Raw genomic sequence first — 24747 nt, 5'->3', positions numbered from 1 at the left:
CTTATATAGAGGAATTAAAAAATGGATGAATGTTCCGACTTTATATGAAACGTTTTGATATATAAAGGAGGAATTATTATGTCAATGATAAAAGTTCAAGACTTAACTTTTTCATACCCAGGTAGCTTTGATAATATTTTTGAAGGTGTAAACTTTCAAATAGATACGGATTGGAAACTAGGATTTATCGGTAGAAACGGACGAGGTAAAACAACATTCTTTAATTTATTATTAGGAAATTATGAGTATAGTGGAAAAATCCTTGCTTCTGTAGAATTCAATTACTTCCCCTCCCCTGTTGCAGATAAGAACAAATTTACTCATGAAATCCTTGAAGAAATTTGTCCCCAAGCAGAAGATTGGGAATTTCTACGTGAAATATCCTATTTAAATGTTGATTTCGAGGTCATGTACAGACCGTTTAAAACTTTATCAAATGGAGAACAAACAAAGGTGTTGCTCGCTGCACTATTTTTAAATGAGAGCCAATTTCTATTAATTGATGAACCAACAAATCACCTAGATACTGATGCACGAAAAATAGTCTCTGATTATCTAAAGAAGAAAAAAGGGTTTATTTTAATTTCACATGACAGAATCTTTTTAGATGGATGCGTTGACCATATCTTATCTATAAATAGAGCGAATATTGAAGTTCAAAGTGGGAACTATTCTTCTTGGAAATTAAATTTTGATAGACAACAAGAGCACGAAGAAGCTACTAATGAGCGTCTACAAAAAGACATAGGAAGATTAAAACAGTCTTCCAAGCGTTCAGCAAGTTGGTCTCATGATGTAGAAGCTTCAAAAAATGGAACAAGGAATTCAGGTTCTAAGTTGGATAAGGGATTTGTAGGACATAAAGCAGCCAAGATGATGAAAAGAGCAAAAAACCTAGAATCAAGGCAACAAAAAGCTATTGAAGAAAAGTCAAAATTACTAAAAAATGTGGAAAAAACTGAGTCATTAAAATTAGAAGCATTGAAGTTCAAGTCAAATGAATTGGTTACTTTGGCTGACGTATCTGTTAAGTACAATGACCAAGTCGTGAATGAGCCAATTAACTTCGTAGTTGAACAAGGTGAACGAATTGTACTTGATGGCAAAAATGGGAGCGGGAAAAGCAGTATCCTAAAACTAATTCTAGGGCATCCGATACAGCATACAGGTTTAGTTACTTTAGGTACAGGACTCACCATTTCCTATGTCCAACAAGATACTTCTCATTTGAAGGGATCGCTATCAAATTTTATTGAAGAGCACAAGATTGATGAGACATTATTTAAATCCATCCTACAAAAGATGGATTTTGACCAAATTCAATTTAAAAAAGATATATCTCATTATTCTGGTGGACAAAAGAAAAAACTGCTTATCGCTAAAAGTTTATGTGAAAAAGCCCATATGTATATATGGGATGAACCATTAAACTTTATAGATATTTATTCACGTATGCAGATCGAAGAGCTGATTCAACAATTTAATCCCACAATGATTATTGTTGAGCATGATAAGGCATTTCAACAAACCATTGCAACGAAAACTATATCTATGTAACTCCACTCGAATCATCAATAAATCAAGCCAGTAGTCTATAAAGTATTTGAATGAAGTGTCCAAAAAAGCCTAATCTCTCTACAATACATTGAGAAATTAGGCTTTTTAATAGGAAAATTAAAATTCATAAACAATGAATAATTTATATGTTAGGCTTATCTGTTAAAGCAGAAATAATCCTGTTCACTAAGTCTTCTGGCATCCATTCATGATTCGTATCATTCGTTTCATTTGGTCCTAAAGAATCAATGAACTTTTTAAACTTTGGAAATAAAACAATAGAAGTGATCCAATGTATCGTATGATTTATGGAGAAAAAATGAAAAACTCCTTGTTTTTCACCCTCCTGTAATATTGCTTTTAACTGTTCAAAATTACCTATGAAATAGGGTTTAATCTTTTCTAATCTTGCACTTTCCTTAATAATCTCCTCATATGCCAATACTCCAATTTCAGGATTTTCTTTTATATGTGTAGTAAAGACTGTTAAATATTCTTTAAGAGCATTGATAGGATTAAATTGATTCTTCTCAAGAAAATTAGGTAACTCATTAGCAAGGCCGTATTTCTTAAATACCTCATAATACAGGTTTTCTTTCCCATTAAAATAGTATGAAGCCATAGCGACATTCACTTTCGCTTCTTTTGCGATTTCTTGTATGCTCGTACCTTCGTAGCCACGCTCTCCAAATTTTTTCTTAGCAGCCTTCAAAATATTTTCCATCGTCTGCTCTCGAGATTTCCCCATTTCACACACCTCAAATAATATATTTCACTTCAAAAACCCAATAAGGACTTTGAATAGAGTATCTTTTTAATGAAATTTAATTATATATTTAAAGTAGTAACTTAACAACCGATGAAGTCTTGATTACTTTAAACTATTCGCCACACAGCGTACGCCTCAAAATGAAACATCCCCTAAATCTCTCCTACCCTATGTCATCATACAAAGAATTCATTTAAAAATGAAATAAAAATAAACACCATACTTAAAACAATATCCCGCTGTATAGCATGAACAACTTTCAAATACTTCACGCTCTTTTCTAATTGAGTATAAGAATGAACAAAGAATAATAAGGACCAGAGTTTATCTATTTTTACAGATAAACTCTGGTCCTTTCATTACATTATACAGATTTGAAGTAAACCTTTATACTCATATCTTGATGAAATAATTATCCATCAATTGTACCTCATTTACTGATTAGATTTGTTTAATCTCAATATAAGGTCCTTTGATGTTTAATTTGTTAATGTCATTTGAGATATTTCCTACAGTTGTTTTTTCATTAAAAGTATAGACCTTTTCACCATTTACAAAGATACCCCAATTTTTATCTTCGTAACTGATACCATAGCCAGCATTGCTAGAGGTCGCTTTGAGTTGGTTTCCATTCATTGAAAAAGATAATTTCCCTTTTCCATTGTTAAGTTGGTTATTCACATTTTTGATACTACTCATTTGTTCTTCAAGGGCTTTTTGGTTATCAAGAGTAACTTGATGGTTTTTCCAGTCTAATTTATAGTTGTTTGTAAAGAACTCATTATATGTATCCTTATTATTTGTTCCCCACCATTTTGAACTTACCCATTCAATATTGTACTGATCTGAAATTCTACGATTTGTTATTTTTAAATCTGATGTAGATTCTGTTTTATCAGCAGTAATAACCGCTACTACATTAGGAGAAAAACCATATCCTGTTAAAGCTGGTACTGTGTCTTTTGAAACAAAATTATTCGTTCCTTCATTATAACTACGTGATTTCATAAATAGTTGATTACCGTGGAAAGTATTAAATGAATCACGATTATAAATTCCCCACTCTGGGAAATTAAATGATTGGAATCCTACTTTCCAATTTAATTTTTTATCTGTGTGAGTCTCTAATACCGTTTTATAGTCTACTTGATCGTAAGATACACTTTCTTTCCAAGCAAAGCTACCTGTAATACTTGCATCGGCATTTGGCCCTTTATCATTTACCCCAACTTTAACACTTCCACCAAGTGTATACCCAACCTCAGAAGTAACCTTTGCTGAAGTCATTGTATTAACTGGGGCAGCTTTATGGAATTGAGCGCTATCAACACTTGTTATTTCTGCTTCCGTATGATATGCCGATGGCCATTTTAAACCTGCGTTATAGTATCCGCCATTAATTGTATATTTAGCATCTATATTACTACCATCAGTGGTAACAATTGCAATCTTTTTATCTGCGTAAGGATCCTCAATAAAAGAAACCTTTATTGAATTTTTAATATTCTGCTTCATGTCATAAGTAGTTTTAAAACTATTATAGACTTTTCCACCATTTTGAAGATTTTCTACAGTTCCTTTAGAATCTGCAAATGCAGATGTTGCTTGTAAACCAAGTGATCCAGACATAATAACGGACGCTACCGCAACACTTTTAGCTATTCCCTTTGTTTTTTTCATATAGACAGCCACTCCTTCTTAAACATTTAAAAGATATAAACGTATTATTTTTAGTTGTCAATACTAGAGATAGAATCATAACATTACAATGAAGAAATTTATTAATCTTTATGACAATAACTATCAACACTTGTTTTTCTAATTTTCATCTCTTTTTTACTGATAACTATTATTAATATCATTAAAACACAGAATAACGATTTAAACAATAATTTTAAATATGTATTTAAAATTATTGTTTAAAAAAGTGCAAAAAAATTATAGAATTCTTTATTTCGAGAATTACTATATTTTCATTTACTTATTGCAACCTATATTCAGATACATTATTCCCTTTCCATTCATAATAATCTAAAATCCCCTCATAAATGGCTTCTGCTGCAATCTGCCTTCCGTTTTCTGTAGATAACTTACTGTAATCAATACCATTATCTATAAAAGCAAGTTCCGTTAACACAGCTGGCATGTCATTTTCTCTTATAACATGAAGATCTCCATGTTTAATTCCTCTATCACGTGTTTGAAGAGCATCTACTAATCGAGTTTGAATTTTTTCAGCTAAAACACGACTTTCTTCCACATGAGGATTTGTTTTTTCAGATTTAGAAGATTTATAATAGTATGTTTCTGTCCCTTTTGCATTACCATTATAAGCATTTGCATGAACACTTATAAAGATATCCCCCTGATTTTGTTTAGCAAATTTAACACGTTCCTGTAAAGAGCTTTTTTGATCATATCCAGGTCTAGTATTAGATTCACGAGTTAGTAAAACTGTAAATGGTGTATGTTTTTCAAGCAATTGTTGTAGACGTAAAGAAGTGTCAAGTACAATCTTACTTTCAGGTAATCCCTTTGTGTCTTTTCCAGGATCTACGCCACCATGTCCGGGATCAATAATTATTGTTTTATTTTCTAAAGGATTACTTTGACTATATTGAAGCATATCTGTTTTTGCGGTTAGTTGTGCAGCTTCAGCGCGTGTTATGAACCTATTTGGTTGCCAACCATTATCTGTACCAACTGAAATTTTTAAATCAATTAAAGTATTTGCGAACTTTTCACCCCAATGTCCCTTTAAATCTTCAAATTTACTTTGTCCATTGCTAGTGTTTTTATTTTGTAGTTTATATGCATTTACTAGCATAGTAGCCATAGCAGCACGAGTAACTTTTCCAGAAGGATTAAATATTCCATTTCCTTCACCTTTAATTATTCCTGCCTTTTCAGCTGCGGCGATATAAGGGGTTCCCCAGTGGTTTTGTGAATCTTTAAAAGATGGTTTTGCATTTAAATCAATGTGTATACCAAGAGCCTTTGTCATAATGGTTGCTGCAGAAGCTCTATCTAGTGTATCACTTGAGCCAAAAGTTCCATCTGGATAACCACTCAATACTTCTTTATCAACTAAATAATTAACGGATTTGTCAGCCCATGCCATGCAGGAACATCTGGGAATTTGTGAGTATCTGCAAAAATACTAGAAGAATAAGATAGTAAACTTCCAGCAAGAATTCCTGTAGCAATTAATTTGTTCTTCAAAATTTAGCACCTCTAAAAATTTATTACAAGTTAGTAAATATATCATTTATAGTTAATCTTTACATAATACTCCTTAGAATAAAGAATAGATTAAGTTGGCACTAACACTATATTACAAATGAATAATTTTTAATCGAACTATTATTCCGAAAAGAATCTTCAGACATACACTTATAGATTGAAACTATTAAATATATTCACTAACATCGTGTAACTAGTATAGTTACTTATATGTACGAGTGTCAATTGAAATAACCTTACAGTTTTGTAAGGTAACCAACTTAATAATATATTAAGTAATTATTAAACAATATAAATAATTATCTTTTATTTTAAGCAAAGATTGATTCAAAGCACACTCTTTCTAAATTATCATTGATGCCTCTTTCAAGTCTTAATGCACACCTTAAAAAGAGCACTTTTGAAAGTGCTCTTTTTACTTTGTACGCCACTGATTCTATTAGGAAAATTTTTACGAATTATAAAGCTACAAACCTAGAATTCCTACAATCTGGCGAGCCTTAGCATTATCAATATAATAATGCATCTCTAATCCTCGTCTTTCTGCACGGAGCACGGTTCCCCTTAATTTTGATAGATGCTGTGAAACAGTGGATTGTGGGAGTTTTAATATTTCTGTCAACTGTGTAACATTACACAGTTTATGGTGCATTAATTCATTTACAATTTTTAATCTAACGGGATGTGCCATTACCTTTAATACATCTACATCTTCCTCTCGGATTTTAGCTAGATCTCTATTAGATATTAATGTTGTCATTTCGCATTCCCCTTTATTATTAATTTCTATTTTCCAATTATCCTTATAAGTAGTACTTATAGATATTTACCATTTGTCCTGTTGAGAAAATATATTCTCGTTCTTAAACAAAAAAAAGACATCAATCCTATAAACAGTTTTTACTGTTCCAATGAATTGATGCCCTCTAATTTTTAACCAAACTATATTTTGTTTTAAAAGGATTATTTTATAGTCTATTATATGACTTTGAATGAGACTTAATATTCTTTGTTACTTAAAAAGTAATACTTTTCTCCCTTGTTTAAGTACAAATCAAAATCTTGATTCCCCTTACACATATTGTAAAATCCAAAAGAAATGTTTCTTCATTTTATCTTATACAGACAGCATATATTATGTATTTCTCAACACCAATAAACGTAGCTAGCTCCCCTATAATGGTATCTCTAGCTGGTAACTGTCATACCTTTTTTAAAAATCACTGTCTTTAATAACAGATCCTTTTAACTTTCCTCAATTAAAATATCCTTTTTATTTCATTTTCTGTTTAACCTCAATGCTATGTAAACCTCTTTTAATCTATTAATCTCCTACTAAACTTCTCCATGTAGAGATAAAGGAGACTTCTCGTTCAAATAATGAATTATGCAATATTGCATTTGATAATCATTTTCATTGTAACTATAATGATTACAGGATTACTATTAATCCAAATATTCCACATGGAGGTTTTATTATGTTTAAAAAAATCATTGTATCTTCTATAGCGCTTACTATGTTTGGTGGAGCAACAACTATGTTAGAAACACCTATTGCTCAAGCAGCTTCTTATAACTCAACATCATCTTCTTACTTTGATGTCACTCCTGAAGAAGCGTCTGCTTTTTATCAATCTCAGGACTATAAAACATTAAAAGCCTTTATGGATGATTTTGAAGCTAGAAACCCTTATGTTCCTGGCGGAGGCTACGCTCAAGGTAGTGTTCGTATGCAAAAATTCAATGACGCTCTTAGAGATGCTAAATTAACAAATGTATACCAAGAATTTATTAGAATTTCGTACTACAATCATTATCCAGAACCAAAATAATCTAAACAAATAAAATGCTTCTTACTTTAACTTAGCCTAATTTTAAATGTATATCCTAAAACTAGAAAAACCACTTATATAAGTGGTTTTTCTAGTTTTCCATGTAACTTAACTGAATGTTAAGTTACCTTTACTTTAAGATTTCTCACAACCGACATCCTCTTTTTTACACAAACTAGTAAATTAGCAATAAAAATATCAACATGTATTTATAAATAGTTGAAAACAATTCTCTTCTGTTTTATAGCAAAAAACGAGCACCCTCTCGTAATTACATAAGGTGCTCGTTTTTACTTTTATGTGTAATTCTCATTTCAATATAGTTTTTTTCCAGTAAGTAAAGACTAAATTAACTTATAAACAAGGCGTTTTAAATTTAATTCATAGATCTTACTGCAACTTGGAATTGTCCCTTAGAACCATTACCAATTGAAACGTAAATACTATACGTTCCAATTGGTAATGGAGATAAAGCATTCCGTACATTTGTAACATTAATTTGTTGTTCTCCAGGTTTTATATAACCACCAACAATTAGCTCCATATTTGGACCTTTTACACTATATCCCATTGTATTTTGACCATTATTTTTCATAAAGAAGCTTAAATTTTCACTCCCACTATATACAAAAGAAGTTATAGCCTCTCCACTATAATCCATTGTTTGAGTTAATAATATGTTTGTGGGAATATGTTCAACTATATGAATTGTATCATTCATTTTGTTTACTTCTTCAGCATAAGTATTATTTCCTAACACACCAAGTGTTAATGCTGAAATTACTCCACAACTAAGCACTAGTTTATTTAACTTCATTTTAAGTTCCCCCTTGATGTTTGTAATCTATTACCATCATACATTCTTTTTCAAGTACGTTTTTATGTAATAATTCATATATTTAAACCTATATATTTTAACTTTATACCTTAATGGTAATTAAGAAACTGACATAGATAAGGCTACAGTATTATGCTTCATAAAAAAGAACATGTAAATTTCAAAGTCTTTTTCTCACAAGAATTCATACAATTAAGTACCAAGACACCCCAATAAATAGTGTTTCCATTTCAAATAAAATATACTAATAAAAAATTTTGAAATTTTCGCTTTGTAATTTGATATATTCCATGTTAATATAACGAAGGCTACAAAACAGAAGTCACCACATATATTATCTTCACAGAATATTCACACTTAAAAAATCATTATTTTATCAGTAACTCAATCCAACTTTCATCTATACAAAAATCGAGTTCTAGTTTTATAGATATAAATATCCAATTAGATTTTTTTATCTATTATTTCTTCTAACTTCCTTATCAATTCTAATACGTATAATATAATAGTACTTTTTCAAGCGCTCTTCCTTTTTTAGATAGAAAGTCTACTGATAACTAAACATCTAAGTTTAACTCATACATAATCCAATATACAAACTATCGGAGATGCAAAACTATGGGAATTTCTACTCTTTTATTAAATACCTTTATAATAATAATTTGTATCCTTAGCTACCACGTATTTTGGTTAGAATTTAAAGAAAAAATAACATGTAATAATATATTGATTTCTATCCTTTCCGCCATTGCTATTATTTTTTGCATGACGTTTCCTTTTCATTTACATGCTGGATTTATTTATGATTTACGTTTTATTCCTATCATATTAGTTTTTCTATACGGAAATACAAAAAACATTATTTTTATAGGAATTTTATATCTTTCTTATCGATTTTACTTAGGCGGAAATGGCGTTCTTCCATCATTTATTATTTTTACTATTATTTCTGTTATAACAATGCTCTTCCATTACTTATTACCTCTATATGTTAAAGAAAAAAAGATATTATTGAGCTTGCTTCTTATTTTAGTATGTACAACTTCACTTTCTATCTGCGGTATTGTAACTCAAATACATACAGGTAGTAAAATAGACTCTACTCTCATAGAATTTTTATTAAATTATATAATCATTAATATTTTCACAGTATTATTATCAGTGTATTTAATAGAGGGAATGATTGAGAAATATAAAATGAAAGAAAAGCTACAACGGGCTGAAAAATTTTATATAGCTAGCGAACTAGCGGCGTCCATTGCGCACGAAATCCACAATCCACTAACCACAGTACATGGATTCACTCAATTGTTAAATGAAAAACATGCCTCTAAGCTACCTCAGGATCAGTACTTAGAAATCATGTTAATTGAAATGCAACAAATACAATCTACTATTAATAACTATTTATCTTTAACAAAACCACAGAACATCCTAAAAGAGAAAATAGATATTAATCATATTTTAAATCAAGTGAAAGACACTATTTCATCACTCGCTCTATCATACAAAGTTGAAATAAAACAAAATAGTACAGATTCCTTTTATATAAATGGAGACCCCGAAAAATTCAGACTCTGTCTAAACAACATCATACAAAACGGAATTGAGGCCATGATAAATGGTGGAGTATTACAAATAAATATACAGAAAATAAAAGGTAATATTATAATCGATATTATTGATTCAGGGATTGGAATGTCCTCTCAACAAATAAAACGAATTGCTTTGCCATTCTATTCAACAACAGAAAAAGGAACTGGGCTTGGTACTATGATTGCTTATAGTATTATTAAAGAATTAAACGGTGATATAGAGATAGAGAGTAAATTAGGTCAAGGTACACGATTTTCCATTAGTATCCCCTGCTAATATGACGGAATTATTTAAATGATAAAATTTTTCTACTTAACTTATTAAATAAATTTCAAAATTGCCGCTACTTGACTTATTAATCATCTTGATTTCTTGAATGAATTAAAAGTAATAAGGACTAGAGTTTATCTATTTTTACGGATAAACTCTAGTCCTTTAATTAAATCAAACATACTTAAATTTTATTACTTTGCTCACATTTCTATGAAATCATAATTCATCGATTGTATCTCATTTCCTGATTAGGTCTACTTAACTTCAAGATAAGGTCTCTTGATACTTGATTTCTTAATATCATTAGATACATTACCTACAGTTATTCTTTTATTTAAAATATTAACTTTTTACTATTCATAAAGATACCAATTTTTATCTTCATAACTGATATTGTAACCTGTATTACTTGATATAGACTTAAATTAATTTCCATTCATTGAAAGACAATTTCTCTTTTGCTATTTCACTTCTACCGTATAATTCCCTGTTCCCCCGCCATACTGATACACATGTAAATAATATTTTCCTGGATATGTGTAGTAACTTCCTACTAACTTATTCCCTTCTTGCTGGGCATACGTAACATAATTATTTAAATCCGCTTCTGAATAAAGAACCCAGTTTACTCCGATATTATTTTCCTTCGTTACATTAATTTGTAGGTTTTTCGCAGTTTCCACATTTATTTCAAAGTAATCACTCGTATCACCATTTCCTAAACTAGCACGTAAAACTTGATTTAATTGCAGTTTAATTGCTGTTTGGAATGAATTATTTGGCTCTTTTTCTACACTGTTATCTTCTTTCTTTTGAACCGTTACATTCGTTGTAACAGTATTCGTTAATCCTTTGTCGTCTGTTACTGTCAATTTTGCCGTGTACGTTCCTTCTTTTGTATACACGTGAGTTGGATTTTGTTCATTGCTTACAGTACCATCACCAAACTCCCATTTATAAGCAACAATTTTTCCATCTTCATCTTTTGATCCATCGCTTTTAAACGAAATTGTTTCATTTAAATTTCCGTTATATGGACCATTTATAACCGCAACTGGTGCTTTATTCACAGCACCTTCTTCTGTATTCATACCATGGAATACAACATCATATTCAAATTGTCCTGATGCATTCACACGATAATTTACAAAGTAAGCTGTTACTGTTTTATAGCCTGTCCATTCTTTTGCACTTAAACGTTTTAACGTATCATTTACGTTTTGTGTAATTGTTTTCCAGTCTTCATATTCCCCTTTTGCAGTAGTACCTGTATACGTTCCTTGCAGTGTAAATGTATTAAAGAACTGTGATTTATTTTTCTTAACTGATACATTACTTAATTTTGCTTCTGCTGTAATTTCTGCCGCAATATCTGAAACTGGTTTTGGTGCGTGAGTTGCTAAATAATCATCTGATACTAATGGAACATTATATTTCTCTCGGTTATCGACTAACATTTGCATATAGTCTTGATACTCTTTATTTAAATTCGCATCTTTACTTAATGCAGAGCGGTATGCATCATATGCTGTTACATCATTTTTTCTAATAAGATCATGAACTTTGTCAAACATATCATATTTCTTATTGTACATATACGATTGTAAAGCGAATGAATAATTATAGAAATCCCACGTTCCATACTTTGCATTTAACGTTCGCTCTGCCGTATAACGTTCTGCTGGATTTGAAGATATTCCTCCTATAATGCTCTTTCTCGGTACAACATTATCCGTTCTCGTTGCCCCCGCAAAAAACTCCGCATTCCCTTCTTCAAACCAAGATAATCTCTCATTCTCATACATCTTACCTTGTCCCCAAAGCCCTGGTACTTCATATCTACCTTGTAAGTAATGAGTAAACTCATGTCGGAACAATTCTTCTAAACTATAAATACTTTCTTCTGGCGTACGTTCATAAGTAAAGAACGTACCTGTTCCTTCTATATAAAGGCCACCGTTATTCGTTTCATATCCGTACAATTGACGATTAAATTGATATTCAGCTGGACTATTATAAATAACCATCGTTAATACATCATCAGGATTTCCTTTTTCTAAAGGTTGATCACTTTCAACTGTACGATGAAATTGTGCCTTTACTTCTTTTGCCGCCCAATATAGACGTTTTACTTTTTCTTCTGTCACTTTATCTCCAGCCTTTAAAACAATTGCCCCATCATCAAACGGATACGTTTTCGGCAAATACTTTTTCTTCCCGTCTTCTCGTATTTGATCTAAATTCACAACATTTCCATTTGCATCTTTCCCGCCATAGTTCGTCGCAATTTGCTCAGCCGCTACGAAATATTGCTCTCCTAAATACGGATACATTTTCATTGCGTCCGTTACAACTTGCAATCCTTTCGTTCCTGTACTATGGAACGTACCAAGTCTACCTGTATAATAAATACCATTATTAATTAACCAACCATTCTTCTCTGTCACCGTTCCAATTAAAGCAAAACGACTTAATTCATTAATATAGCTATCAATTTTTTGGTACCATACTGTATCTTTCGGTGCTTTTCTCGTATCGTACAAATACGATTGAATGTCGTAATCAACACCTTGCATAATATCGTAAATCGCATTTCCAGCTGAAAGATTGTCTACCAATGTAGAAAAATTATCGTTATATTGTTTAAAAATCTTTGCAGCTGATGTTATCGTTTCCACATCACTCGAAGCATTCCCTATTAATTTTCCGTATGATGATACTACTCTATTTTGTTCTAACGTACCGAGCTTGAAATTCGGGTTATTCGCAATCGTTTGTAATGCAGGTAAGCATTTATCATGATAGCTCCGCTCATTTAGTTTACTTAATTCTGTATGATAAAATCCTAAATAAAACCCTGAGCGTAATACCTCTACTAAAGTCTCAATCCCTTTAGAATCATCCTTCGTATAAGCTTGTCCTTGCTGCTTCAATTTATCAATAATTGCCTGCATCCTACTATCATTTTGATAGAATGCAAGGCTATCCTTATTAAATTGAAATAGACCCGTAATTTGCTCCCAATCAATTGTTACGAGTAGATCTACTAATTGCTGATTGTTTAATTGATTTAATTCAGCAATTGTATAAGTTTTCGCTGCAGCTAATTGCTTACTTTCTTTTTTTACTTCAGGTGGCCTTTGCGACAAATCAGCAAATTGTAGCCTTTTCTCAAAAGACTTATTTTCAAGCACTTTTGATGAATGAGCTAATTCTTGCATTGGCAGTTGTACACCAACTGGCTCCATTTTGAGCACATTCCGATAAGAAACTTGCTCTCCCTTTTTACTTTCTGCCAATGTACTCCCTTGAAAACTCCCTAACATTAAACTAGCAAAACTTACCCCTACTAACACTTTTTTTGAATAGCCTTTCATGCTCTCCCCTACCTTACATTTTTTAGTGTCCCGCACCATTATTTTACTATTCTTACTTTTTATTCTGTATTGAGAAAAAATAAGGGAACGTTCACATATGTATCCATACCGCGCAAAATTAACACTTGACTTTATGTGAATTTTATATCAAAAAAGATAGATAATAGCGAAATTCCTGCTATATCTATCCTCGTTTTCAACGCTATGATTTTAACTTTATAAACGTAACTTCCGGTAATGTTTGCATATGCTGAATAAATTCATTCTTTTCTTCTGACGATATATTTTTCAGTTGCATCCCTACCTTATAAACTATTTCTGTACCTCGCTGCAAAGCTTCCACTTCATATGACAGTATTGGAATACCTTTCACTTGTAGCGTTTCTACTATTTGTTGTACCACCTCATGTTTATTTATACACATTTGCACTGTTATATTTTGCGGAAATAAAAATTGCACCTTAAAAATACGACTCACAATCTCTAAACCAATTAAAACTAGAATCGTCGCTCCAATGCCTACTACATACATGCCAGCCCCAATTGCTAATCCAATTCCTGCTGTAGCCCATAAACCAGCCGCTGTCGTTAATCCTTTCACTGCCTGTTTTTGAATAATAATTGTACCTGCACCTAAAAACCCTACTCCACTTACAACTTGTGCTGCAATACGGCTCGGATCAAGAGCCATATGTTCCTCATTCATAATATCTGAAAAAGCATATTTCGAAACGACCATTATTAATGCACTTCCTACCGCTACTAGGAAATGTGTTTTTAATCCCGCTTCTTTTGATCGAATTTCCCTTTCAATACCGATTATTGCTCCTAACAAACCCGCAACACCGATTCGTATAATCAAATCAAAATTTACACTCACGAGCCCTTCCCCCTTTCATTCATTATAGATAGATAAAACAAAAATTATCACACACATCCTTTTATCGATATGAAGGAATTTTGCTAAAATACACTTAATACCCCAACCGTTTTATGTTAATATTTTAAATATTAACATAAAATAAATAACTTCTAATTTTAAAACTCCACTAATTTTCTTAAAAAACAAAGGTGGATTACATGAAATGAGGTTGAGAAAGTTTAGAAAACGCTTACATTTTACACCGTATTTTTTTATACATACTAAATAAATAAAGGAGCTTACTAACAATGAACGTCTCTTTACTTACACCTACTATCGATTTACAAGAAGAATACTTAGATTTTTATAACGAATGGAAAGATAGCGGTGAAACAATGATTCCGTGGGTTATCTCAAAAGATCCCTCTAATTTCACGGCAATGATTCAAGAACTTCACGATGCTCATAACGGAATAAACCTCCCTGAATCTTGGGTACCAGACTCTACGTATTGGCTCGTTACAGATGAAAATAAAATTGTAGGAGCTGTTAATATACGTCATAGTTTAACCGCGCATTTATTTAACGCTGGAGGTCATATCGGTTATGGCATTCGCCCTTCTGAAAGAAGAAAAGGTTATGCTACGAAGTTATTAAAATTATCGCTAGAAAAAACGAAGGAATTAAACATTACGAAAGCACTTGTCGTTTGCGACGAAGTGAATACAGCTTCAGAAAAAACAATTTTACATAACGGCGGGCTTCGTGATGATGATTTCATTGAGGAAGATGGAAATGTAGTAAGAAGATTTTGGATTGAGCTATGAAGAAGTCATCCAATGAAAATAATCTTGTTATAGAGAAATATAGTAGAAGTAATGAGCTAAAAGTAAAACAATTTATTGATTTATACAATGAAGACTCTTATCTATTTAACTTATTACGAGATAATAAAAAAAATGTGCGTATATTGCCTACTATAAAAAAGATGTAGTAGGCGTCTTTTTCACGTGGAACAGTAACTTCCATCCATACTGCACATACTTTCGAATGTATACAAATCCGTTCTATTCAGAGGTACACATTGAACAATTTTTATTAAACGAGATTCAAAAACGAGAAAACTTCAAACTACCATTACAAACCTCTATATGGGGAACATCGGCTCATTTAAAAGCCTATTATGAAGAACATAATTTTATGGAAATCCGAAGAACATATATGCCGATATTAGAAGTACGCAAAATCATAGCTATCGATACAAAGCTTCATTCAAATTATGATGTACAAAGCTTATCAATCATCCTATCCAATAATAGCTCCTTTGAAAAGCTAGCTCACTTAGTAAAAACGAATTATGAGGATACTCACTTAGCAAATCCCGTTGCCTCATACCCGCTCGAAACTTGGAAAGAACAGATCTTAACTGATGATGTGTTACTAGATGGGAGCTTTGTAATGATAGATGAAGAGAATAAAATTATTGCGTACTCTTTCCTCCATACATCAGAAAAGGATAATACGGTAGAACTAGGATGGTGTGGGACTCACACTACAGAAAATTTATCCTTACTGAAACTTCTCGTTTTCAAACAAGCTATGTATACAAGTAAACACGGTTATTCTTTCATTCAAGGTGAATTCGATTCAACGAGTATATACGCAATGGAGATATTAAAATCTTTTCCTTTCAATCCTTGTGCTACTTGGATTACGTATCAAAAAGAAGTCGGAAAGTGATTATACACCTTCCGACTTCTTTTATGCTTTCTCTATTTCAAACTGCACTGTAATACCACTAGGATCTACTACTGTAAATCCGTTTGTACTTTCGTTTACTTTATGTTGTTTTTCTATTAATCTTTCTTTCACTTCATCTAACGCTTCTTTATGTGGTAATACAATTGTATACACTTTAAGTCCAGTTGCATGTGCGAGTGGGTGTGGATTATTTACTCCGTTCCACGTATTTGCACCGATATGATGATGATATCCTCCTGCAGAAATGAATAAGCAGTCATCTTCACGCTGTTGTACTTCAAATCCTACTGTCTCTACATAAAACTCGTGTGACTTCTCTACATCTGCTATTCGTAAATGTACGTGCCCAACGACAGTATTAGCAGGCAACCCATCAACCTCATAATCAACGAGTGTTGCCAGTTCTTTTAAATCAAGCGGCGTACTGCCTCCTGGTCCTTCTCCCCATTGTTCGCGCGGACGGTCTGCATAAATTTCTATACCATTCCCCTCTAAATCTTGTAAATAAAACGCTTCGCTATACGTATGATCACTTGCACTATTAAACCTTGAGATCGGTAAAATTTCATTTGAATATGTATAACGTCCTTCTTGCTCAGCCGGACTATCAATTACATTCTTATTACGAATCACACCAAATAATGCCGAAGCAAAAGCCTCACGAGTCGGAACTAAAAAGGCTACATGATATATACCAGTCGTACGCGGTTCTTGCAGTACCCCGTCCTCTAATTTTTCAAGAACAAGTAACGTGTTCTTTCCACCTTTTCCTGATAAATATGCTTTATTCTCCTCACGCTGAATTACTTCTAGGCCTACTACATTCTCATAAAAAGCAATTTGGCGCTCTAAATCTTGTACTTTAAACTCAACATGACCAATACGTGTTTTCGGATGAATTTGTACCATGAATTACTCCATCTCCTTATCCCGATATTTTCCTATTTCATATAACCGTTACTATGAAGGATACAACTAAAATCATCCTATGTAAATAAGAAAAGTCAGAATTTATACACTTTTTATTTTCATAATAAAAAAGCCATATCTTCTAACTTTCAGAAGATATGGCTTTATAACTCTTATTTCATTTTATGTACTTCAGCAACTAACTTTCCGCCCTGAATGCCCATATAAAGTTTCACAGGTGCATCATTCGTGTTTTCAAATACTAAGTCTAAGTATGGATATGCAATTGTAGCATCTCTTCCTTGTGGAACATAACCTACCGTTTTAGAATGTGTCGTTCTCTCTACCATTTTCAAACCAGCTTGATCTGCTGCATTGTATAATGTTGATGATGTTTGACAAACACCACCGCCGTATCCATCTACTAATTTACCATCTACAATTTCTTTTCCTAGTTGATATCCTTTATCTGGCGTTGTATCACCAATTAATGCATTGAAAGAGAAACTATCTCCTTTTGCTAATACAACCCCATTTATGCTCGCTGCTGACAAACGAATATTCTCAATACGGCCACCTGCTGAGCCACCTAAATTCGTTTCATATCTACCAATTACCGTACCACTTCCTTGCGCATCACTTAATGTTGCGATAGGCTTTTTCTCAATAATCGGTAATTGATATGAAGAATCCCACATGCCAACGTTTAATAATTTATCTACTAATTCTTTTTCCATTAATTCATAAGAAGGTTTTCCTTCTTGCCAACTTCCATCAGGTGCTACACGTGAAGGGACCATCTTTTTGTCAACGCTTTTTCCAACCTCGCTAGCAACCTTCGTTACCGATTTTTTAAATTTTGCTTCGTCTTCAAAATAACCTAGACTCGATAAATCTAGCTTTTTCACTTCCGTACCAGTACGACCATCTACTAAACTAATAGAATCCTGTACCTCTGCTTTAGCCTCTACCGTGTGGCCACCAATGTCACTTACTAATGCAACATCACTTACTTTTGCACCACAACCACTCACTATAGCTACACATAACACCCCAACTAATATACCCTTTACTTTACGGAACAATATACTCTCCCCTTTTTCCCAATATTACTTTTATGTATTATTTCATTTTCATGTATGTTTTGTTACAATCATTTTACAATATATTTATAAAATGTTACAAGTTATTTTTCACTCTATATAAATTACTCTTTTCTTTTCTAAATGTCTATACATATTTATATAAAAGTTGGAGTTCGATAGAATTGTAACCTTTATGTAACCTCACCTTTTTATCCAGTATATACCATAAAACGAAAGAAATACAAATGTAAAACTCCATATTCTTATTTATAAAGGAACATCCTGTGAACATAAATAGGTATTTGCCGTGCCACACTCCGCTTTTACACATACATTATGGTGAATTAACCTATTTTAAAGAAATGGAGGATGTTTTTATGTACCCCTACGATCCATATAACCAAAATGGTTATCAACCTCAATATGATTTACAAGCACAATACCAACAATATATAGATCCAGCAGAACAAGTTAATCCATATGATCAAAATCGACAATTCCAACTTCCAATCTCTTTTCCTGGTACTGGAAACCGTCAACTAGAAAGACGAGTAAATGAGCTTGAACAAAGAGTACGTCAATTAGAAAACACGGTTGAGCGTCATACACGTAGATTAAACCGATTAAACCAACGTTTACGTACAATAGAAAACAGACTAAACATTCCATTTTCAGCATTAGAAGACGGATTTTAATTTCGAAAGGAAAAAATATATAAAGGAAGGGGCTCCCCCTTCCTTATATAAATTGACGAAAGTTTTTTCCATCTCTATACTGATAAGAGTTAATGAAATGAAACAAGGTGATAAATATGGATTTTGAAATAAATTATCTTTCCTTTTATGTTGTACAAGTAGAAGGAAAAGGTGAAGCTGTTGATAAACGCTACAAACATTTTCAAACGTTAGACGCTGAAGAGTATGAAGATAGCTCCTTAAAAGAATTTTTGAATGGTGAATTATTAAAAATTTCAAAGCGAAAAGTAGAACGTCATGCGAAAACAGAACAAGCTCCGACAAAGATTGGTCGCTTCATTGTAGAAGAAGGGCACGAACTTGATTCAAACCCTCATTACAACCTCTTTAATCGCATTCGCTTTGCGGAAACAAAGGAAAACTTCAAAGATATGAGTGAACCTCTCGTTTATACATATCTGGACACAAGCGCTGTACGCGGTGGTGTATTTTTAATTGCGCAAGCAAAACTACGCAAATACTTTGATGATCCATTCGTTTTCGTTATGAAATGTGACTTCGAACCGAAAGTCGCTTCTATTTCAGATGAATCCACACTGATTCGTAACGTTGAAATGGCCATCACAACAAAAAACATGAAATCTATCCAATATCCGTACATGCCTGAAGAAGGTATGGTCGAAGTGGGTGAGCTAAAAATTCACCAAGCATCACACGCCCGCTACTTTGAAGACTTCTTAAAATTCGTCGAGTACGAACGCTCTATGCCTGAAATTATGAAAACACAAGTAATGGACATGGTATACGACCAAATTGAAGATGTATTTGAAGAAGGTACGGAAGAACGCGAACAATTCGACCAAGCAATGGAAGTATGGGCTGCCAGTCCGAAACGCGAAATTATGGAACAATTTTCAACCGAAGAAGTAATGGAAGCTACCGCTCAAATCGTCGAGCATGCTCCTGAAGTGGAATTAAAGCTAAAAGCAGATCATATCTCTGTGAAGGCCCTGCTTGCTGATTTCGGGGATCAAATACATATCGCAAAGGTAAATGATCGATACGTATTAATGATTGAGGCTGATACACTTACGTTTGAGAAAGGCTTCTCTCCGATTGAGTTTCTGAAGCCAGATGAATTGCAAGATGTGATTGAGCGGATTGAGAATAAGCAGCAGTATTCTTATGATCCGAACGGGATTGAATAAAGTGAAACTTTAATCAGTGGGGGTTTTGTTCATCCCCACTGATTATTAGTTGAACCAATCGGGCTTTTACGGGCAGTTGATCCCCCACCTAACTTCGTTGCTTCAGCTGAATTTTAAGGTGGGGGGTCTTACTGCCCGTTAATGCGGGATAAATCCTTCCATATAACTATTTTTACTGAGCGCTGTTAACAAACGCTCTTTTATTTGGGACATAGTTGACAGTTATATAAAAAAACCGATTCTTCTAAGAATCGGTTTTTCTGCTTTAAAACAAAATATGCTTATTTTTAATCCAAGATAACAATTGTTGCAGAATCCAGTAGATTCCTTCCTTGTTGTACAAGTGTATTTCCATTAGAGTAGTCACTATGTATATTGGTAAAATGAAAATTTCACTTCACTACCTCAAATTTATTGTACTCGTAAAAAGATAATTGAAAACGATATTCTGGATGCTCTCTCACCCAATCGTAAGCTTCTTCTAAAATATCCATTTTGTTTTGTAAGTCATTAAGTTCACTACATTCGTCCCTTTTCTGTTTGCACAGAGGGCAGAATCCATTCACTATTTCGGCACTCTTCGCCCTAATAGTTTTACTTTCTAAGTCAACTACTAGACGAAGAAGAAGAGAATGCTCTTCTTTTGTAGTCACCGTCATTTCAGCGATCCCATCCTCATTCCAAAAGACCCCGTTTAATTCCATCTTTACGGTGACGTCTTTGATATCCAAGTCTATCACTATCACACCTCCCTTGTATAAAACTCTTATCTTATTCTTCGATTTTAATCTTTAATACACCACGATTTAAAGATATATTAAGCGTTTTCCAATTTTTCTTCTTTGCTATGAAAGGAAGTGTAATTACTGCTAATAGCGTGGTAAATATTATCCCAAAAACTAAAACTGTTACAATGTTAAAGATTGCTTCCATTTAACTCTACCCTTTTTCATTTCTATGCGCTCTAATTTCATGAATGTATTTAAAAATTCTTACCACACCTTAATTTTCAAAGCAATTATAATGGCCCAATCACAACAAATCAATTCCTATTTAATATGAATACTTTATTCATCCATCAGTACAATGACGTTAAATTTATGTAGCTAGAAATAGAGGAGAATGTCATTTAACCTCTACATTCTCCTCCATCTCAGCCAAATACCTAATCTGCCTTTCCGCTTTTCTCACCGCCGTAGGAAAATGCTTTTTCAGAAGTGCTATTGTAGCTTCACTTATATAATATCTTTCCGTTATACTTTCCCACGTGTCACTATTTTCAAATGCACTCCAAACGAAAGGACGCTCTGTATTTTTTCTCATTTCTTTAAATACCCATTTTCGCATCTTTTTTTTCGCTTTTTCTGTTAGTTTTCCGTTCTCTACAAGTTCAAGCTCACCATGTCTTTTGTACCGTTTATGAATGTCTCTCTCGCTATATACTTTAAGAAGTATATTCGCTGTATTCTCAGCATCCGCTAAAGCTCGGTGCTGCTTCCCTTCCCACGTTAAACCGAGCTGTTCTACTGCAAATTGTAAACTTGGTGTATGCTCAAATAACTCTTCATACGCTTGGAAAACAAACTTCTGCAAATCAAATTTTCTCTCTTTTTCCATACATGGGCATTCTACACCGTGTAACATACAATCATGAGATAGAAAACGATAATCTTCTCTTCCCCATGAAACAAATACAGAGTCTTCTCCGATAAATTGAATAAATTTCTCTATAATTTGCGGGAATTTCTCCACACCAATTAAATCTTTCTTTGTAATTCCCGTTAATTTTGTCGTATGACGAGTGAGTCGTGCACTCGGCTTTACTAACTCCGAAAATTCTCCAATTACCTTCATTGTACTTGCTTCTATTTTTACAGCTCCGATATCAACTATCTCTGACGGATCTTCTGATTTATACGGCCTGAAATTTCTCTCTATATCGAACACAATAAAATGTGTAGTGTTTTCCAATTTATTTACCTCTTTCTAAATTCCTTTTCACACACATACTCTATTTTCAGTATTTATTTATTCATTCATACACTTTATGCATGAAATACTTCGTCTAATAAACGAAAATTTAATCTCATTATTATATGTACATAGGAGGTTATTCAATAAAAATGCAAAAAAAAGAAGGGCAAGCCCTTCTTTTTTCCGTAATTACTTCTTGTTAACGTTTGTAGCTTGAGGTCCACGGTTACCTTGTTCTACTTCGAAAGTAACTTCTTGACCTTCTTCTAAAGATTTGAAGCCGTCGCCTTGGATAGCTGAGAAATGAACGAATACGTCTTCTCCGCCTTCAACTTCGATGAAACCGAAACCTTTTTCTGCGTTAAACCATTTTACTTTACCGTTTTGCATTTAAAAAATCCTCCTACAATGTACCTATATGTACATATTCATTTTCAACCACTTTACAATAATACTTCAAACATTAAAAAACTGCAACCCCAGAGGAGATTTAACATTGCTATCCTCCTCGGAAGTTACAGCTCATTTAAATCTCTATATTATTAAAAGTAAAATGGTTTAAAGTAACTATATCATATCAAAATAATAAAAGCAAAGTTTTTTTTGCTATATAATTTTTTTCTTCCACTGCATCGCTTTTGATTCACCTGATCCAGCTACAACATAACCCTCTTTTTGGTTAACGATGCGCCAGCCATGCCCTTTAACTGAGTCACATACTGTAACAAGTCCTTCTTCTAAAAGTACACGACAAACCGTACTAATCCCCGCCTTATTTTGCGTTGACGTTGTATATAGCACATGTTGATCTACACTCAAGGCTAAATAGCTACTTGCTTTCTGCTCACTTTGACATGTGTGCCAATATGTTTTTTCACTCTTAATACTTTCATCTATTTTACAAAAAGAAATATTCCCGCTAATCCCCTTGCACGATCCACTCGCTGCTACTATATAAGAATTGTGTACAGTCAACGCTGAGATCATCTGATTCATCACGATTTTAATCCTCTTTAATTTACGTGTCTCCAAATTAAAGAGCCAAACACCACCATATTTAGCATGTATTTTCGTACCGATAAATAAGTAATGTTTATATAAAAATAACGATCGAATAGATGGTGCCCCGCCACCATACTCAAGAAATGGATGAATGGTTTCCCATGTCGAACCAAAATCATTAGAACGATACAACGTTTTATCTCCATGAGCAATGACTGTTCCTTGTACATTACTACACACATTCCAACTCGTTGCTTTTGTTGGAAAACGCTGAACCGTCCAGTTCTCTCCACCATTCATACTACGAATAAAAATCCCTTCGTCACCTACACCATACACTACATTATCTTCGCTATGTAAATCCCTAATTCGTTTTTGAAAACCTTTTAATATTTGTTTCCATTCTCCGTCTCGTTCAATAAATAAGCCATTATATGTAGTAGCTAACATAAGTTTTCCATCTCTTAACTTTGTAATAGCGGTCGCACTTAACATTGTCTCCACGTTGACACTCCCATTCTTAGAACTTCTCAGCAAATGCAATTGCAAAATTACTGCATTTTTCAACATCCTCTTCATCTTCTGGAGCTAGTTCGATTTTCAACCCTTCTTGTACAAGCTCTGCACCGCGTTCTACAAGTCTTTCTTCAAATATCCTTACCGCTTCACAAAATAGTTCATACGCCGTATCACCTGATCCGAATACCGCTACTTTCTTCCCTGTTAAATCTATATTTTCTAAGTCCTCATGGAAATCTTCCGCCTCAAACGGTAATTCACCATCGCCCCACGTATAAGATCCTAAAATGATTCCATCATAGGCTAATAATTCTTCAGCATCCATGCCTTCCATTTCTTGCAATACTACTTCATGATCAAAAGCATCTAAACTAACTTTTATTAAATCAGCAATACTCTCTGTATTTCCTGACATACTTGCATAAGCTATTAAAATTTTTGCCACTTCGGCATCCCCCTCTTACAATAAATGATTCTCATTCTCATTATATTAATAATGAGAATCAATTTCAATTATATTTTTTCGTTTTTATTTATTCCATATAAAAAAGCACAGATGACTATACAATCACCTGTGCTTTTTTATTACTTTTTAAAAATACCAAACGGCTTTCCAACTGGTAATACAACTTTACCGAAGTGTGTATTTAACACTGCTGCTGCTGAACCATAGAAAGATAATAATGAAATACATAGTTCAGAATACGCTGCTAAATTATGCATTGCATGCGGCATAACACCTAAAGTACTTAATGAAAGACCAATAAATAAGAAATCAATAAGGACGAAAATCATAAATAATACTTTATGTGTTTCCATTGCACCAATTGTCATAAAGATTGTGAAAATCAAATATCCAATAAAGGCTACACCCAGCTGTTTTGAATCTGCAGCTTGTGCTAATTTTTCGCCAAATACTCCAAGTTGAATTAACCAAGTCATTCCAACACCTAACCAAAATAGGCCGTATGCACCGAATGCTGTTGTACCGAACGTATTGTTATGCTTTGCATCGTGAATGCACGCAAAGATTTGTGCAAATCCTCCTAAAAAGATTGCCCACGGTAATACAAGTGAAACGCCATCTGTTAAGCCTAACTTTTGAGATGATGCTACAAGTGTTACCATCGCTAATCCAAATAGACCAATTCCAGATGGATCTGCTGTTGTCATTTTCACATGATGTGTAGTAGATTGATTGCTCATATAAACCTCCTGATTATAAACATACTCGAATACAATACTTA

The 24747-nt window shown here is 33.1% G+C and carries 21 protein-coding genes and 3 pseudogenes; 7 read left to right on the top strand and 17 right to left on the bottom strand.

Translation table 11 applies throughout. From position 1 onward, the window contains the following. Positions 1-78: 78 nt before the first annotated feature. Positions 79-1557, top strand: coding sequence for an Lsa family ABC-F type ribosomal protection protein (locus tag QCI46_RS10060; RefSeq protein WP_353840101.1), 1479 nt, complete (start codon positions 79-81; stop codon positions 1555-1557). Positions 1558-1699: 142 nt separating this feature from the next. Here QCI46_RS10060 and hlyIIR read toward each other — a convergent pair whose 3' ends face one another. From hlyIIR to QCI46_RS10040, 4 genes and pseudogenes are all read right to left on the bottom strand, one after another. Then, entirely contained in the window at positions 1700-2305 is a 606-nt protein-coding gene (hlyIIR, locus tag QCI46_RS10055; RefSeq protein WP_353840100.1) for a hemolysin II regulator HlyIIR, read from the bottom strand. A 462-nt stretch (positions 2306-2767) separates the two neighbouring features. Further along, positions 2768-4006, bottom strand: a complete 1239-nt coding sequence (gene hlyII, locus QCI46_RS10050) for a hemolysin II HlyII (RefSeq protein ID WP_353840099.1) — start codon at positions 4004-4006, stop codon at positions 2768-2770. Positions 4007-4307: 301 nt separating this feature from the next. Then, a pseudogene (locus QCI46_RS10045) lies at positions 4308-5548 on the bottom strand (N-acetylmuramoyl-L-alanine amidase). Positions 5549-6035: 487 nt separating this feature from the next. Next, on the bottom strand, positions 6036-6329 hold the full coding sequence (locus QCI46_RS10040) for an ArsR/SmtB family transcription factor (protein WP_353840098.1): 294 nt from the start codon (positions 6327-6329) through the stop codon (positions 6036-6038). Between the two features lie 718 nt (positions 6330-7047). On the opposite strand from QCI46_RS10040, the gene QCI46_RS10035 reads away from it, so the two are divergent. Next, positions 7048-7401 carry a hypothetical protein gene (locus QCI46_RS10035; RefSeq protein ID WP_353840097.1) on the top strand — a complete coding sequence of 118 codons (354 nt, stop codon included), beginning with the start codon at positions 7048-7050 and terminating at the stop codon, positions 7399-7401. A 376-nt stretch (positions 7402-7777) separates the two neighbouring features. Here QCI46_RS10035 and QCI46_RS10030 read toward each other — a convergent pair whose 3' ends face one another. Continuing rightward, the gene (locus tag QCI46_RS10030) at positions 7778-8218 is read right to left on the bottom strand and encodes a hypothetical protein (RefSeq protein WP_353840096.1); all 441 of its coding nucleotides are present in this window, start codon (positions 8216-8218) and stop codon (positions 7778-7780) included. Between the two features lie 639 nt (positions 8219-8857). On the opposite strand from QCI46_RS10030, the gene QCI46_RS10025 reads away from it, so the two are divergent. Further along, positions 8858-10111, top strand: coding sequence for an ATP-binding protein (locus QCI46_RS10025; protein WP_353840095.1), 1254 nt, complete (start codon positions 8858-8860; stop codon positions 10109-10111). Between the two features lie 251 nt (positions 10112-10362). On the opposite strand, the pseudogene QCI46_RS29875 reads toward QCI46_RS10025, so the two are convergent. The 3 genes and pseudogenes from QCI46_RS29875 to QCI46_RS10015 form a co-directional block, all read right to left on the bottom strand. After that, positions 10363-10551 (bottom strand): annotated as a pseudogene (locus tag QCI46_RS29875) (beta-channel forming cytolysin); the annotation flags it as partial. An 18-nt stretch (positions 10552-10569) separates the two neighbouring features. Next, on the bottom strand, positions 10570-13485 hold the full coding sequence (gene colA / locus QCI46_RS10020; RefSeq protein WP_353840094.1) for a collagenase ColA: 2916 nt from the start codon (positions 13483-13485) through the stop codon (positions 10570-10572). Positions 13486-13687: 202 nt separating this feature from the next. Beyond that, positions 13688-14365, bottom strand: coding sequence for an MgtC/SapB family protein (locus QCI46_RS10015; RefSeq protein WP_088608875.1), 678 nt, complete (start codon positions 14363-14365; stop codon positions 13688-13690). 290 nt (positions 14366-14655) lie between these two features. On the opposite strand from QCI46_RS10015, the gene QCI46_RS10010 reads away from it, so the two are divergent. Together QCI46_RS10010 and QCI46_RS10005 are read left to right on the top strand one after the other, a co-directional pair. Then, complete coding sequence (locus QCI46_RS10010) at positions 14656-15174, top strand: GNAT family N-acetyltransferase (protein ID WP_353840093.1); 519 nt, start codon at positions 14656-14658, stop codon at positions 15172-15174. Further along, positions 15171-16087 (top strand): annotated as a pseudogene (locus QCI46_RS10005) (GNAT family acetyltransferase). Before QCI46_RS10010 ends, QCI46_RS10005 begins: the two are co-directional and overlap by 4 nt. A 21-nt stretch (positions 16088-16108) precedes the next feature. Here the strand turns inward: QCI46_RS10005 and QCI46_RS10000 are convergent. Both QCI46_RS10000 and QCI46_RS09995 read right to left on the bottom strand, forming a co-directional pair. Further along, the gene (locus QCI46_RS10000; protein WP_353840092.1) at positions 16109-17017 is read right to left on the bottom strand and encodes a VOC family protein; all 909 of its coding nucleotides are present in this window, start codon (positions 17015-17017) and stop codon (positions 16109-16111) included. A gap of 173 nt (positions 17018-17190) precedes the next feature. Continuing rightward, entirely contained in the window at positions 17191-18102 is a 912-nt protein-coding gene (locus QCI46_RS09995; RefSeq protein WP_098090585.1) for a VanW family protein, read from the bottom strand. Positions 18103-18464: 362 nt separating this feature from the next. Between QCI46_RS09995 and QCI46_RS09990 the strand changes: the two genes are divergently transcribed. Next, the gene (locus tag QCI46_RS09990) at positions 18465-18797 is read left to right on the top strand and encodes a hypothetical protein (RefSeq protein WP_353841851.1); all 333 of its coding nucleotides are present in this window, start codon (positions 18465-18467) and stop codon (positions 18795-18797) included. Positions 18798-18913: 116 nt separating this feature from the next. Beyond that, complete coding sequence (locus QCI46_RS09985; protein WP_000345047.1) at positions 18914-20005, top strand: DUF3900 domain-containing protein; 1092 nt, start codon at positions 18914-18916, stop codon at positions 20003-20005. Positions 20006-20397: 392 nt separating this feature from the next. Here the strand turns inward: QCI46_RS09985 and QCI46_RS09980 are convergent, their stop codons facing one another. From QCI46_RS09980 to QCI46_RS09950, 7 genes are all read right to left on the bottom strand, one after another. Then, positions 20398-20745 (bottom strand): hypothetical protein, encoded by a 348-nt coding sequence (locus tag QCI46_RS09980; RefSeq protein ID WP_131934504.1) that lies wholly within the window; start codon positions 20743-20745, stop codon positions 20398-20400. Between the two features lie 31 nt (positions 20746-20776). Beyond that, a complete protein-coding gene (locus tag QCI46_RS09975; protein WP_353840091.1) occupies positions 20777-20938 on the bottom strand; it encodes a hypothetical protein in 162 nt (53 codons plus the stop codon). Positions 20939-21130: 192 nt separating this feature from the next. Beyond that, positions 21131-21976: an exonuclease gene (locus QCI46_RS09970; protein WP_353840090.1), complete on the bottom strand. Its 846-nt coding sequence runs from the start codon at positions 21974-21976 to the stop codon at positions 21131-21133. A gap of 192 nt (positions 21977-22168) precedes the next feature. Next, a complete protein-coding gene (gene cspB, locus QCI46_RS09965) occupies positions 22169-22369 on the bottom strand; it encodes a cold shock-like protein CspB (protein WP_001179147.1) in 201 nt (66 codons plus the stop codon). A 216-nt stretch (positions 22370-22585) separates the two neighbouring features. Then, a complete protein-coding gene (locus QCI46_RS09960) occupies positions 22586-23485 on the bottom strand; it encodes a WD40/YVTN/BNR-like repeat-containing protein (protein ID WP_353840089.1) in 900 nt (299 codons plus the stop codon). Between the two features lie 16 nt (positions 23486-23501). Next, the gene (locus QCI46_RS09955; RefSeq protein WP_353840088.1) at positions 23502-23945 is read right to left on the bottom strand and encodes a flavodoxin; all 444 of its coding nucleotides are present in this window, start codon (positions 23943-23945) and stop codon (positions 23502-23504) included. A gap of 140 nt (positions 23946-24085) precedes the next feature. After that, positions 24086-24706, bottom strand: coding sequence for an acetate uptake transporter (locus tag QCI46_RS09950; RefSeq protein ID WP_000070921.1), 621 nt, complete (start codon positions 24704-24706; stop codon positions 24086-24088). Positions 24707-24747: the final 41 nt, after the last annotated feature.

The sequence above is a fragment of the Bacillus cereus group sp. RP32 genome, assembly GCF_040459735.1.
Classification (GTDB): Bacteria; Bacillota; Bacilli; order Bacillales; family Bacillaceae_G; genus Bacillus_A; species Bacillus_A wiedmannii.
The sequence above is the reverse complement of the archived record's forward strand: the minus strand, read 5'-3'. Positions and strand labels throughout refer to the sequence as shown.

Coding starts and splice junctions, on each gene's coding strand:
- QCI46_RS10060 (WP_353840101.1), top strand. CDS start 79: ATGTCAATGATAAAAGTTCAAGACTTAACTTTTTCATACCCAGGTAGC.
- hlyIIR (WP_353840100.1), bottom strand. CDS start 2,305: ATGGGGAAATCTCGAGAGCAGACGATGGAAAATATTTTGAAGGCTGCT.
- hlyII (WP_353840099.1), bottom strand. CDS start 4,006: ATGAAAAAAACAAAGGGAATAGCTAAAAGTGTTGCGGTAGCGTCCGTT.
- QCI46_RS10040 (WP_353840098.1), bottom strand. CDS start 6,329: ATGACAACATTAATATCTAATAGAGATCTAGCTAAAATCCGAGAGGAA.
- QCI46_RS10035 (WP_353840097.1), top strand. CDS start 7,048: ATGTTTAAAAAAATCATTGTATCTTCTATAGCGCTTACTATGTTTGGT.
- QCI46_RS10030 (WP_353840096.1), bottom strand. CDS start 8,218: ATGAAGTTAAATAAACTAGTGCTTAGTTGTGGAGTAATTTCAGCATTA.
- QCI46_RS10025 (WP_353840095.1), top strand. CDS start 8,858: ATGGGAATTTCTACTCTTTTATTAAATACCTTTATAATAATAATTTGT.
- colA (WP_353840094.1), bottom strand. CDS start 13,485: ATGAAAGGCTATTCAAAAAAAGTGTTAGTAGGGGTAAGTTTTGCTAGT.
- QCI46_RS10010 (WP_353840093.1), top strand. CDS start 14,656: ATGAACGTCTCTTTACTTACACCTACTATCGATTTACAAGAAGAATAC.
- QCI46_RS10000 (WP_353840092.1), bottom strand. CDS start 17,017: ATGGTACAAATTCATCCGAAAACACGTATTGGTCATGTTGAGTTTAAA.
- QCI46_RS09990 (WP_353841851.1), top strand. CDS start 18,465: ATGGAGGATGTTTTTATGTACCCCTACGATCCATATAACCAAAATGGT.
- QCI46_RS09985 (WP_000345047.1), top strand. CDS start 18,914: ATGGATTTTGAAATAAATTATCTTTCCTTTTATGTTGTACAAGTAGAA.
- QCI46_RS09975 (WP_353840091.1), bottom strand. CDS start 20,938: ATGGAAGCAATCTTTAACATTGTAACAGTTTTAGTTTTTGGGATAATA.
- cspB (WP_001179147.1), bottom strand. CDS start 22,369: ATGCAAAACGGTAAAGTAAAATGGTTTAACGCAGAAAAAGGTTTCGGT.
- QCI46_RS09950 (WP_000070921.1), bottom strand. CDS start 24,706: ATGAGCAATCAATCTACTACACATCATGTGAAAATGACAACAGCAGAT.